This window comes from Mycoplasma sp. SG1 (genome assembly GCF_023612375.1).
GTDB lineage: Bacteria > Bacillota_I > Bacilli_A > Mycoplasmatales > SG1 > SG1.
Window position 1 is genome coordinate 349,324 of record NZ_CP076852.1, and the last position, 15,578, is coordinate 364,901.

Consider the following 15,578-nt stretch of genomic DNA (forward strand, 5'->3'; position numbering starts at 1 on the left):
ATGTTATTGAAAAAAGTTGCCATAATCAGTTCTGTTCCAAACGATAATTTTAAAAATAATTTTAAAGATTACCATTTTATTGGAGTTGAAAAAGGAGCAAAATACTTAATTGATCAAAAGTTTGAAAATTTAGTTTATTTTGTTAGTGATTGTGATAGTATTAATGAAAATGATAAACTTTTAATTCAAAACCATTTTCAAGCATATGCTTTTTTAGATTCAAATAAAAACGAAACAGATATTGAATTAGCTATTATTTGAGCAATTAAGAACGATTATCAAGAAATTGTTATCTTTCAATCAGGGAACAGACAGGATCATTTTTTCTGTAATCTTTTAATTATCAGAAAATACACCAACGATTATCCAAAAATTAAAATTAAATTATTAGATAATTTTAATTCAATCTATTATCTTCCCAACAACACAAAACAAATTTTTACTCCACAAAAAAGTGCTTTTATATCATTTTTTTCGCTTGAACAATCAATCATTTCTACTACTAATTTAAAATGAAATTTGACTAATAAAAAAATTGATTCCAATTCAACATTTACGATTAGCAATCAAATAGATAAAAGTAATAATTTCATCGTTAACGTTATAAAAGGTGGGATATTTGTATTTTTAAGTATTGATGATTAAAAATAAAATTACGAGATTTTTTCATATTTTTAATTTTTACAATAAACCAAAATTCTTTTTTTATTCATTCTTATTTTTTATAATCAAATATCAGATTAGTAAAAATAAAAAATAAAAATATTAATTTAGAAAAACAAGATGATACAGATCAACTTAAAGTTTTTGTAGCTGAGATAGAAAGCAATTTAGTTAATTTTGCTGATATAAATGCTGGAGCAAATTTGTTATATAACTATATTAATAATAACATGGAAAGCGTGTCTTCTAGCAATACCAAGACAGGAAGACATGTTTTTTATTTTTTAAATATTTTATCTGCCCCCTTGTTAAAAAAACAGATGATAAAGTAATATTTAACATTAGAATAAATGCCAAAATCGAAAGCATTAAAAAACAAATTGACAAATTTAAATTGCTAGTTGACGTTCTTAAGCAATTACCAGCTAATGAAAAATTAAGAAAATATATTTCATCTTTAGTTGCAGATCAAACTGGGGAATTTAAAAGAACGATTAAGATTTTTTTTGTTGGATCAGACAAAAAGAGATTAGCACAAAAATTTAACCAGTTATTAGAAAATTATGGTCTTAATTATGGTGCTAAATATAATTTAATAGAAGTTTATGCACTAAACAAAGATGAACCGCGAGAGTATAAAAACTATAATTTCAGAAAATCTTTATAAATATCAATTATCGGTGGAGCATTATTTGGTCTCCCAACCCTTTGATTTTTACAAAGAAGATTAAGATATGTATTATCTTACAGAAGAAGTATCAAAAAAATCGATGATGAAGTTAAAAAACATCTACCAAATGAAAAACATTCAAAAGAACAAATAAAACAATCAGGTAAACTTTTTGAAGAAAAAGTCCATAAAATTAACGATCCTAATAAAGATAAATAAATTTCAGATATTAATCGATTAAAGATAAGGCACTTTACAACTAGTTTTTCAAACTAATTCTAAAACCAACAATTATAAAAATAATCCTATTTTTTGAAAAAAAATAAAAAATGGGATTTTTTTTTATTTTTTCTATTTTTTCTATAATTTATTTATATTTCCAACACTAAAACTAAAAAAATTTATTGATAAATATGAAAAAAAAAGGATTAATTTTTTTAATATTAGAACTGTTTGTTTTACAACTTCAGGATGTTAAAACGATAGTTCATAGCAATATTAACGATGGTTTTATTTCAGATGAAATGGATGTTTTTGACAATTCTATATCAGAAACATTGAAAATGTTAAAAGAAATGTATAAAAAGTTTAATTCATCTTCTGATAAAGATGAATTATCTGGAAGCGATGATGATGAAATTGCTGAAAGCGATGTCAATAACTTTAAAAATTTATTTATAAATAATATTCATAACACCGACTTAAAAAACAGCTTTAACTCGCATCATAAAAATTTCAATTCCTTTTTAAATAATGACAGCATGTTGAGCGATTCACCTCCATTAGAATCTAATAAGGAAAAGATCTTAAATGATTCACCAGTATTAGAATCTAATAAGGAAAAGATCTTAAATGATTCACCAATATTAGAATCTGCCAAAGATAGGATAGACGAATTACTTCCATTAAAAACTGCTAAAGATATAACACCTAATCCAACCGATCCCAAAACGCCCCCAGTTTTACAAAATGCGCCTAAAGCTGAAACTAAAATAATTCCACATATTGCTTCTCACAATAATATAACAAATTCTAAATCTGTTCAATATAAACTTTTAGACATTTTCTTTGTTCATGTTTTGAACGGAAGGATTGAGTCTGGTAAGTTTTCATTTAAAGATGATGTTGGTATACAAAAATTTTTAAAAATTGAAGAATTATTCATTAATAATAGAGAAATGAAATTCGAAACAAACGATGATCCACAGCAACTTAAAGCTTTTGTAGCAGAGTTAGAAAAAAACAAATCAAATGTTTATGTTTCAAATACTAGAGCGGATACAAATGCTAGAGCAAATTTGCTATACAGTTATATTATCAATACCGTTAGAGAAGCTCCTTCTGAAGATATGCTAAATGGAAGACATGTCTTTTATTTTTTAAATGTTTTAACCACTCTTGTTAAAAACACTGGCGATAAAGAAATATTTAATATTAGAATAAATGCTAATATTGAAATCATTAAAAAACAAATTAAAAAATTTAAAAGACTTGTTGCTGTTATTAGACAGTTACCCGCTAATGATAAATTATGAGAATTTATAAAAGAATTAAAAGGAAATCCATCGGGCGAATACAAAAAAACGATTAAGATTTTTTTTGTAGGATCTGATAAAAAAAGATTAGCACAGAAATTCAAGAATTTGTTAGACAATTATCGACTTAATTATGGCGCTAATTATAACCTAATAGAAGTTTATGAACTAAACAAAGGTCAATCATCAGAGTATGATGGTAAGTATCATAAGATATTTATAAATTTATCAGACGATCCTCAACCTTTTTCTCCATCTGATTATTTAAGTAATTTAGATCTACATACCTGAAAAAATTTTATTAATTTAACATTTCCTAAAGAAAAAGATATCGAAGATTATTTTTTTTCATTAATGAACGTATTGATGAATACTATCAAAAAAGAATCTAATTTTGATCAACTTATTCAATTGATAGACAAATCAAATTGACAAAATAAAGATATTTCAGAGTTGGATAAATTAATTAACTTTGATTTTTTAAGTATAGGAATTGGAGATCTTAAGAATCCGTGATTTGTTAATATTTTAGAAATTTTAGAAAAAGCTGCGAATAGTAAAAATATTAAAACTGGATTTATTACCTTTAATGAAATACTCCCTGACTATAATGAAAGGTTTAATTCAAATTTTTTTCATGATTGATTAAATTTTTTTGTTTTACTTAACTTTAACTTTAAGGATGGTGTTAGTGATCCCGAAAACGAAGTATTTAATAAGTATTTTGATAAATTAATTAATAATTTTTCAAGAATTATTTTCACTTCATATAACTATGATGATATTAAGTATGTTTATGATCTTGAAAGGGTATATAAAAATTTTGGTTTATACAATCTCTTAAAAACCCTGATGAGAGATAAACAAAAATTCATAGAATTACATCAATACTTGGAAAAAATATTTCATCACAAAGATGCTAGAGATATTATTTTTAATACAAATACTTCAAAAGAATATTTGAAATTATTAAAAATGATAGATTCTTATGAATTTTTTAAAATAGATTGGAAAGACTTTGATATTTTTATAACTAATTCAATTTATTGATCTACTTCCCTTAATTGAAAAAACATTGATCAGTTTATTCTTTTTTTAACAAATTTTCCAAAAATTAATGATTTTATAGAAAACATATTAAATTCTAAAGAATTAGAAAATATTTTTAATCAACCTGTTCAAGAACCATCATATAAAAACATTTTCAATACGATCGAATTTACTATAAAAAGTCATATTAAAAAATATAACGATGGTATTATTAAATTTAATTTTTTTCTAAAAGAATTTTTCAATCTATTAGCATATGAAGAATATAAACAATTGGAAAATACTTCGATCGTTTTATTTGATAAAAAAGGTTCTTCTCAACTAAAAAAATTATTAAATCAATTAAAGATCGAACTTAATTTTTCAACAAACCATGAAACTTTATTGAAGTGGAATAATTTATTTTATTTTTTAGGATATGAAACAAAGATTGAATCTATCCAAAAATTATTTAATGAGGCTAAAGTCGGTTCTATTAATTTTTTATATGATGATACAAACATAGAACTTATAACCAAAGACGCCACAATCAATTCTATAGATAAGGACTTGAGTATCGTAGTTTCAAATAAATTATTAGATCTATATAAAAACGACAGAATAAAAGATTTTTTCCAAAAACTATATTCAATCACTTCCTTTAAAGAAGCTAAAAAGGCTAATGATAGTGTTAATATTCAAAATTTTTTTAAAAGCGTTAATAACAATTTATCTCTTTTCAAAAACGTTTTATTAATTATTCCTTTTTTTTCAAAAGAGACAAGCGCAGAACTAAACTATCTAAGATCTTTATTTGATAATTTACAATCAGCATACTTAACTTTAATTCAAAATATCTTAATATATTATGATGGCAACATGTCTAATCCAGACAATATTGTCTTTCTTTTTAAACAAGTTCCTAACACTCAAATAGGCAAAGATGTAAAAAAATATCTTGAATTAATCGAAAACTTAAATAATAACTTTTCAGGTAAAATTGGTTCAAAAATGACTGATGAACAGTTAGATTTTCTTTCTAAATTTTCAAAATTAGAAATAAATTTTAGCGAATTATCTAGTTTTAGTAAATCTGCTGAAATATATAATTTATTACGTTATTATTACAAAGAAGGTTTTATCAACGCACTAAGACATATTTTAAAACAGTTTTATCAAAATAACAATTTTTACAGAAAATTAAACGATCCTTTGTTTAAAATTTTTGATGTTAATTTTAAACCTACCGATAATAATTATTGAATTAATAAAACTAAAAAATATTGAGATGATATTCTAGATAAATTTAAACTAGATCCAGACAAATGGAGCAATGATTTCAAACTTGATGAGTTTATTTTTCTGTTCCTTTTTGATTTTAAATCAGAAAAAAACGAAAAATATTTTAAAGAAACTAAATCTAATAAAAGATGAATAACCAATTTTTTAACAAATCAAAGTTATAAAATTTCTGACTATAAAAAAAATTTTTTAAAAGAGCAAAAAGAATATATTAATAGGTTTATAGATGAAGTTCTTTCTTTATATCAAAATTTTAAAAATGAAAAAGATTATTTAGGTTATGATTACAATGAGTCTAATGTTAGATCAAAGTATAATATTTTTAATTTCAAATCTATTCAAGATTATTTAGCAAAATATAAAGATAAGCTTTCAAAAGAATTATCAATATCTTATGTTATTGATTCTATTAAAAAATTAAAATCAGATTTTAACCATAAAAAAGGATCTATAACAGAAGAAAGTTTTAACAAAATTGAAGAAATTAACTTTATACCTAAATTAATCAATATGTTGATTGATTTTAATTCAATTGATTCTACGATTAATGAAGAGGGTTTTAAAGATAGCATTAAAAATAATTTACAAAATTTACAATCAATTTTTCATAAAGCGCATTTAGAATTTTGACAACGAATATGTAATATTTTTGGTAAAGATTATGGAATAAACGATCCGCAAGTTACTAAAGTTATTGATGACTTTAATTCAGCAATTACTACAGCAAAATCCCTAAAAGGGAAATCAACTATAAGTAAAACATTTTCTGATATGTATTCTCACTATAGCACCCTTCTTAATGCAAATTTAATTTATTTTGATAAGCATTTTGATGCTATTATCACTAAATATTCAAAAGATAATTTAGAAAAAAATGGCAAATATCTTGGGTTTTGAAATAAGGACTTTAGAAAAAATATTGATATTTTTTTAAAACGTAGTGGTTTAAAAGATAAGTTTCAAGCTAAAATATTAGGAAATTTTATACCAACTTATTTTAATAAATTCAGTGGTTTCGGACAAGCTGTAAAAAGTCTATTCAAGTATTGAGGTACCAATGCTAATTTTGTTTTTGATGATTATTTAATAAAAGGAACAAGCAGTAATGCTGAGTCGATTTATCTTCAACTTTTATTAAAACACGGCGATAGAGGGACTCCTTATAGATACCGAACTTTAATGGATAATTTAATATCTGTCATAAATCCTAAATACAAAAACCTTGGTCTTAAAAAAATTGTTGAAGTTCTAGAATCTGATGAAACATCAGAGGCACTATGAAAATGACAAAAGCAAACAAGAGATTGATATGTTAAATATCTAAAAAAATATTATTTTATAGCAACTGGTGATAAATCTCAATCAGCATCTTGGATTTTTTATCAAGGTTTAGGTTATAAAGGTTATGAAAACATCTTAAAAGCAATAGATAATGCTACAACTTATGATCAATTAAAAGAATACGATATCGATGGGCTTATTATAAACCATTCCTTGATAGTCAAATTAAAAGTTTAACAGAACACATAAATCTTTTAAAACAAAAATTTGTTGCAAATAATTCTGAATATATTGGTTTAGGTTATGATAAAACAAAAAATTTAAACTTTAAATTTAATTTTAAGTTTGACCCTAAAGATGTAATAAATAAACTTACAAGTTATATAAATAATCACGCATCATTAAGAAAATTCTCAGATAAAAAATTTGTATATGTCAACGAATTTTTAGAAAAATCATATAACTCTGAGTTAGTTAGACAACCCTTTGATGTTAAATTTGATCGCGATAGTGATGTTTTAAATGGTTTTTTAAATGAGCAAAGACAAGCATTTTTAGAAGATTTAAACACTTTTTATCGTATTAATCTCAAAAATAAACGTTACAACTTATTTAGATTTGATAATCGAAAATTAGAAAATCCCGTTCTTGATTATTGGTATATAAAAAATATTATCGATAAGTGATGAGGAGAAAATATTGAAGATAAATTACTGATTGATGGTCAAAAAGCTCAAGGATATGATTATTTTGTTTGATATTATTTTCGCCAAGAAGATTTTGTTAAAGAACAAAATAAATTACTTGAAATAGAAGATAAAGCTTACAAACATTTTTTCTTTCAGAAAAAAGATGAAATTCTTTCTATTGATCAGCTTTTGCCTAATATTGATTCATTGGTTGAAAAAGTTTCAGTCTTTGGCGATGGTACTACGGTTACACTTTATGATGATTATGTCAATAAAGGAAATTGAGATCCATTTTCTGTTTTATCTTTTAAAAGAGTGGAATTAAAACAAGGTCAATATACTAGGGTATTTTTCACATTATTTGATTTTTATGGTTATTCTCTTATTTTAGAAGCAGATCCAAGTGTATCAGCAGATGAATTTAGAAAATATTTAGAATCAGATACACCAACAAACTTTAAAATTAAAGGTGGAATTTTTTATCGTCCAAGTTTAGGTGATACTAGAACCCAAGTCTTTAACATTGATACAGATGATTTCTTTTTATCAAAAACAAAAGTTGATTTTAATTTAATTTCAATATTACCTGGTAAAAAAACTATAAAACGTTCTTATCGTTTAGAATTAAAAACAGAAGTTAATGATATTTTAAAACAAGTTAATGTCAATGGAGAACAATTGGATCTTTTCTTTGATAAAGATAAATATAAAGGTGTTCAAACCCTACCATATCCTGCATTATTATTTTATGAAAAACGAAAAGATGGAAACGATCAAGATTTATGACGTCTAAACTTTTTAGTTATTCCAAATAGATATGATGAATTTAGATCTAAGAACCAACTAATTAGTTCAAGCAACGCGAAGATTTTTGATGAAGCATCCGTTTTTACGATCCAATTTATTTATAACAAAGATGATCACGATATTAAAAATGCTACTTTTAAAATATTCAACACCCATTTTTATCGAAAACTTACTGGTAATAGAATAGTTGACATTACAACAACATTTACAAAAGATAAATTTTTAAAAGATAAAATAGTTGATGAAAATGTTATGTCTTTTGATCTTTCAAGGGTTGATCCTGATAATAAAACAGTTCCATATATAAAATTAAACCAACAACAAATCAAAGATTTAATTCCAGGGGTTCTTGTTGTAAATATTGATAAAATAGTAGCGCAATTTCCAGTATGAGCTATTTATTTAGTATCAGCTATCGGCGGCGCATTATTTGGTCTTCCAACTCTTTGATTTTTACAAAGAAGATTAAGATATGCATTATCTTACAGAAGAAGTATCAAAAAAATTGATGATGAAGTTAAAAAACATCTACCAAGCAAAAAACATCCAAAAAAACGCAAAAAACAATCAGGTGAACTTTTTGAAAAAAAAGTCAATAAATATAACGATCCTGAAAAATATGAATAAATTTCAGATAATAATTGATTAAAGATAAGGCACTTTACAACTAGTTTTTTAAACTAATTCTAAAACCAACAATTATAAAAATAATCCTATTTTTTGAAAAAAAATAAAAAATGGGGTTATTTTTTATTTTTTATATTGTTTCTATAATTTATTGATATTTCCAACACTAAAATTAAAAAATTAATTTAAAAAATTAAAATTTAAAAAAATAAAGTTAGTTAATAAGATAATAAATCGCTTGAATATATATGAAAAAAAAAGGATTAATTTTTTTAATATTGGATCTGTTTATTTCACAACTTCAGGATGTTAAAACGATAGTTCATAGCAATATTAATGATAGTTTTACTTCAGATGAAATGGATCTTTTTGATAATTCTATATCTGAAACATTGAAAATGATAAAAGAGATGCATAAAAAGATTAATTTATCTTCTGCTAAAGATGAATTATCTGGAAGCGATGATGATGAAATTACTGAAAGCGATATTAATAAGTTTAAAAATTTATTTATAAATAATATTCAAAACACTAACTTAAAAAATAGCTTTAACTCACATCATAAAAATTTCACTTCTTTTTTAAATAATGACAGCACGTTAAACGATTCATCTCCGTTAGAAAACGTTAAAGATATAATATTTCATCCACCTCATACTAAAAACCCTCCAGTTTTAAATGATGTGTCTAAAGATGAACCTAAAATAATTCCAAATATTATTTCACGCGATGTATACAATGATATAACAAATTCTAAATCTGTTCAATCTAAATTTTTAGATATTTTTTTTATTCATGTTTTGAACGGAAAGATTGATTCTGGTAAGTTTTTATTTAAAAACGACGATGGTAAACAAAAATTTTTAAAAATTGAAGAATTATTTATTAATAATAAAAATAATATTTTAGAAAAACCAGATGATACAGAACAATTTAAAGTTTTTGCAGCGGAGATAGAAAAAAATAAAACCAATGTTGATATAAATGCTAGAGCAAACTTGCTATATAACCATATTGCTAATACGCTTAAAACAGCGGCTTCTGGAGACAAGAAGGCAGGAAGATATATCTTTTATTTTTTTAACACTTTAGCAGCTATTGTCCAAAAAACCGATGATAAAGAAATATTTAATATTAGAATAAATGCCAAAATTGAAAGCATTAAGGAACAAATTAAAAAATATAAACAGCTGATCGACGTTCTTAATCAATTACCTTCTAATAAAAAATTAAAGAAATATATTTCAACTTTAAAAGAAAATCCATCAGGGGCATATAAAGGAACAATTAAGATTTTTTTTGTAGGATCAGATAAAAAAAGATTAGCAGAAAAATTCAACAAGTTATTAAAGAATTATGGGATTAATGATGAACGTAATTATAACCTAATAGAAGTTTATGAACTAAATAAAAATGAACCACAAGAGTATACAAACTCTAATTTTCAGAAAATTTTTATAAATTTATCAGGGGACTCTGAACCTTTTGTTCCAGCCAATTATCTAACCAAAACCGATATAGACTTTGAACAGAATTTTATTAACTTAACATTTGCTCAAGAAAAAGATATTAAAGATTATTTTCTTTCATTAATGAACGTATTGATGAATACTATCAAAAACAAAACCAATTTGGACCAACTTATCCAATTGATATCCGAATCAAATTGGGAAAATATAGATATTTCAGAATTGGATAAATTGATAAACTTTGATTTTTTAAGCATAGGTATAGGAGATATCAAGTATCCATGATTTATTAATATTTTAGATATTTTAGAAACAACTGCTAATAGTAAAAATATTAAAACCGGATTTATTACCTTTAATGAAATACTCCCTGATTATCATAATACTTTTAAACAAAAATTTTTTAAAGATTGATTAAATTTTTTTGTTTTACTTAACCTTAATTTTAATGATAACATCAACGACTCAGAAAATGGAGTATTTAGTAAGTATTTTGATAAATTAATTAATAATTTTTCAAGATCTACTTTCACTTCATATGGTTATGAAGAGATTAAGGATATTTATGATTTTGAAAAGGTATATAACAATTTGGGTTTATATAATCTCTTACAAAAACTGATGAAAGCTAAACAAAAATTCATAGATTTATATCAATACCTAAAAAAAATATACAATCATAAAGGTGCTAGAAATATAATTTTTAATACAAACATATCCAAAGAATATGTAAAATTAGTAGAAATGATATATTCTTATGAATTTTTTAAAATAGATTGAGAAAATTTTGATAATTTTATAACCAATTCAAATGATAGAACCATTTTCCTTGATACAACAAAGACTGATCAGTATATTATTTTTATAACAAATTTTCCAAAAATTGATGATTTTGAAAAAAACATATTAAATTCAAAAGAATTAGAAAATATTTGTAATTTATCTAACCAACAACCCAATGATAAAAATATTTTTGAAACTATTAAATCTACTATAAAAAGTGATATTAAAAAATATAACGATGATACTATTAAATTTAATTTTTTTCTAAAAGAATTTTTCAATCTATTAGCAGATGAAGAATATAAACAATTGGAAAATACTTCGATCGTTTTATCTAATAAAAAAGGTTCTTCTCAAATAAAAAAATTATTAAATGAATTAAAGAACGAACTTAATTTTTCAACAAACCATGAAACTTTATTGAAGTGAAATAAATTATTTTCTTCTTTAGAACACGATATAAAGATTGAATCTATCCAAAAATTATTTAATGATGCTCAAGCTGGTTCTATTAACTTTTTATATGACGATATAGAGTTAGAACTTATAACTAAAGATGCCACAATCAATTCTATAGATAAGGATTTTAATATTGTAATTTCAAATAAATTATTAGATATATATAAAAATGATAGAATAAATATTTTTTTACAAAAGATCTATATAACTACTTCTTTTAAAGAAAATCAAAACGCTAATGATAGTGATAATATTCAAAATTTTTTTAAAACCGTTAGTAGAAATTTACTTCTTTTTAAAAACGTTTTATTAACTATTCCTTTTTTTCCAAAAAATACAAGCACAGAGCTAAACTATCTAAGATCTTTATTTGATAATTTACAATCAGCATACTTAACTTTAATTCAAAATATCTTAATATATTATGATGGCGATATAAATAATTCAGATAATATTGTCTTTCTTGTTAAACAAGATCCTAACACCCATGTAGACAAAGATGTAAAAAAATATCTTGAATTAATCGAAAACTTAAATAATAAATTTTCAGGTAAAATTGATTTGAAAATGAATGATGAACAGTTAGATTTTCTTTCAAAATCTAAATATTTAAAATCAGAAATAAATTTTAGTGTATTATCTAATTTTAGCGAATCTTCTGAAATATATATTTTATTACGTTCTTATTACAAAGAAGGTTTTATCAATACATTAAAATATATTTTAGAACAGTTTTTTCAAAATAAAAATTTTTATGGGAAGGAAAACGATCCTTTGTTTAAAATTTTTAATGTTAATTTTAAACCTACCGATAATAATTATTGAATCAACAAAAACAAAAAATATTGAGATGATATTCTAGATAATTTCGAGCAACAAGAACGCAATGAATATTTTGATTTTGATGATTTTATTTTTCTGTTCTTTTTTGATTTTAATACAGAAAAAAATAAACAATATTTTAAAGAAACCCAATCTAATACAAGATGAATAACCAATTTTTTAACAAATCAAAGTTATAAAATTTCTGACTATAAAAAAAATTTTTTAGAAGGACAAAAAGAATATATTAATAAGTTTATAGATGAGGCACTTTCTTTATATAGAAATTTTAAAAACGAAGATGGTTATTTAGGATATGATTACAATGAACCTAATGTTACATTAAATTATAAATCAATTAATATCTTTAATTTCAAATCTATTCAAGATTATTTAGCAAAATATAAAGATAAGCTTTCAAAAGAATTATCAATATCTTATGTTATTGATTCTATTGAAAAATTAAAATCAGATTTTAACCATATAAAAGGTTTTATAACAGAAGAAAGTTTGAACAAAATTGAAGAAATTAATTCTATACCTAGATTAATCAATATGTTGATTGATTTTAATTCAATTGATTCTACGATTAATGAAGTGAGTTTAAATAAAGATATCATTAAAAATAATTTGCAAAACTTACAATCAAGCTTTCATAAAGCACATACAGATCTTTGACAATGAACATGCAATCGTTTTGGGAAAGACTATAAGATAAATGATCCTCAAGTTATTAAAGCCATCAATGATTTTAATTCAGAAATTACTAGAGTAAAATCCCTAAAAGGGGAATCAACTATAAGTAAAACATTTTCTGATATGTATTCTCACTATAACAGACTTCTTAAGGCAAATGTAATTTATTTTGATAATTCTTTCGATGTTATCATCGCTAAATATTCAAAAGAGAATTTAGAAAAAAACGATAAATATCTTGGATTTTGGGATAAAAGTTTTAGAAAAAACATTGATATTTTTTTAAAACGTAGTGGTTTAAAAGATAGTTTTGAACCTAAAATATTAGGAAATTTTATAGATTCTAATTTTAATAAATCAAGTGGTTTTGGACAAAATGTAAAAAGTCTATTTGAAAATTGAGATAACCATGTTAATTTTGTTTTTGATGAATATTTAGCAAACGGGACAACCGATGATGCTGAGATAATTTATATTCAACTTTTACTAAAAAAAGGTTCACCTCAAACTCCTTATATATACAAGAATTTAATGGATAATTTAATATCTGTCATAAATCCTAATTATAAATATATTGGTCTTAAAAAAATCGTTGAAATTTTATCTTCTGATGAAACATCCAAATTACTATGAAATTGACAAAATCAAACAAGAGATTGATATGTTAAATATCTAAAAAAATATTATTTTATAGCAACTGACGATAAATCTCAATCTGCATCTTGGATTTTTTTTCAAGGTTTAGGATATAAAAGTTATGAAAATATTTTAAAAGAAATAGACAATAGTAATACTTATGAGCAATTAAAAGAATATGATATCGATGGTGCCCATTATAAACCATTCTTTGATAGTGAAATTGAAAGTTTAACAGAACACATCAATCTTCTAAAACAAAAATTTATTGAAAATACTCCAGAATATATAGGTTTAGGTTATGATAGTGCAAAAGATTTAAACTTTAAATTTAATTTTAAATTTGACCCTAAAAACATAATAAATAAACTTACAAGTTATATAAATAATCACGCATCATTAAGAAAATTCTTAGATAAAAAATTTGTATATGTCAACGAATTTTTAGAAAAATTATATAACCCTAAATTAGTTAAACAACCTTTTTATGTTAAAATTGATCCTGATAGTGATGTTTTGAACGGTTTTTTAAATGAACAAAGACAAGTATTTTTAGAAGATTTTAATTCTTTTTATCGCTTTAATCTAAAAAATAAACGTTACAATTTATTTAGATTTGATAATCGAAAATTAGACAATCCCATCCTTGATTATTGGTATATAAAAAATATTATCGATAGTTGGTGAGGAGAAAATATTGAAGATAAATTGCTGATTGATGGTCAAAAAGTTAAAGGATATGATTATTTAGTTTGATTTTACTCTCGACAAGAAGATTTTATACAAGAACAAAACAAATTACTTGAAATAGAAGACAACGCTTATAAACACTTTTTCTTTCAAAAAAAAGATGAAATCTTTTCTATTGAGGATCTTTTACCTAACACGGATTCATTGGTTGAAAAAGTTTCAGTCTTTGGCGATGGATCTACGGTTACACTTTATGATGATTACGTCAATAAAGGAAATTGGGACCCATTTTCTGTTTTATCTTTCAAAAGAGTGGAATTAAAAAAAGGTGGAAATAAAAGAGTATTTTTCACATTATTTGATTTTTATGGTTATTCGCTTATTTTAGAAGCAGATCCAAGTGTATCAGCAGATGAATTTAGAAAATATTTACAATCATATACACCAACAAACTTTAAAATTAAAGGTGGAATTTTTTATCGTCCAAGTTTAGGTGATACTAGAACCCAAGTCTTTATCATTGATACAGATGATTTCTTTTTATCAAAAACAAAAGTTGATTTTAATTTAATTTCAAGATTACCAGGTAAAAAAATTAGCAAACGTTCTTATCGTTTAGAATTAAAAGCAACAGTTGATGATATTTTAAAACAAACGAATATTAATGGAGAAAAATTGGATCTTTTCTTTGATAAAAACAAATATAAAGGCGTTCTAACTTTACCATATCCTGCATTATTATTTTATGATAAACAAAAAGATGCAAAAAATCAAGAGTCATGACGTTTAAACTTTTTAGTTATTCCTAATAGATATGATGAATTTAAATCTAAAAAACAAATAATTAGTTCAAAAGATGCTAAGATTTTTGATGAAGCATCCGTTTATACGATCCAATTTATTTATAACAGTTTAGATGATCATGCCATAAAAAACGCTACTCTTAGAACATTTAACAGCCACTTTTATCGGAAAATTGCTGGTAATAGAATAATTGATATTGCAACAACATTTTCAAAAGATAGAATAGTTGATGAAAATGTTATTTCCTTTGATCTTTTAAGGGTTGATCCTGATAATAAAACAGTTCCAATTCAAAAATTAAATAAAGATGAAATCAGAGAATTAATTCCTGGTGATCTTGTTGTAGATATTGATAAAATAGCATCACAATTTCCAGTATGAGCTATTTATTTAGTATCAGCTATCGGCGGCGCATTATTAGGTATTCCAGTCCTTTGATTTTTACAAAGAAGATTAAGATATGTATTATCTTACAAAAGAAGTATCAAAAAAATCGATGATGAAGTTAAAAAACATCTACCAAATGAAAAACATTTAAAAGAACCAGAAGAAAGAACAGGTGAACTTTTTACAAAAAAAGTTAAAAAACCTAACTACAACAAGAAACCTAAATAAA

The 15,578-nt window shown here is 23.7% G+C and carries 5 protein-coding genes; all 5 read left to right on the top strand.

What is annotated here, in order from left to right:
- Positions 1-645: a thiamine diphosphokinase gene (locus JRW51_RS01725; RefSeq protein WP_250328455.1), complete on the top strand. Its 645-nt coding sequence runs from the start codon at positions 1-3 to the stop codon at positions 643-645.
- A gap of 412 nt (positions 646-1,057) precedes the next feature.
- On the top strand, positions 1,058-1,330 hold the full coding sequence (locus JRW51_RS01730; protein ID WP_250328456.1) for a hypothetical protein: 273 nt from the start codon (positions 1,058-1,060) through the stop codon (positions 1,328-1,330).
- Between the two features lie 416 nt (positions 1,331-1,746).
- Complete coding sequence (locus JRW51_RS01735; protein ID WP_250328457.1) at positions 1,747-6,717, top strand: hypothetical protein; 4,971 nt, start codon at positions 1,747-1,749, stop codon at positions 6,715-6,717.
- 641 nt (positions 6,718-7,358) lie between these two features.
- Positions 7,359-8,603 carry a hypothetical protein gene (locus tag JRW51_RS01740; protein ID WP_250328458.1) on the top strand — a complete coding sequence of 415 codons (1,245 nt, stop codon included), beginning with the start codon at positions 7,359-7,361 and terminating at the stop codon, positions 8,601-8,603.
- A gap of 248 nt (positions 8,604-8,851) precedes the next feature.
- The gene (locus JRW51_RS01745; protein WP_250328459.1) at positions 8,852-15,577 is read left to right on the top strand and encodes a hypothetical protein; all 6,726 of its coding nucleotides are present in this window, start codon (positions 8,852-8,854) and stop codon (positions 15,575-15,577) included.
- Position 15,578 lies beyond the last annotated feature (1 nt).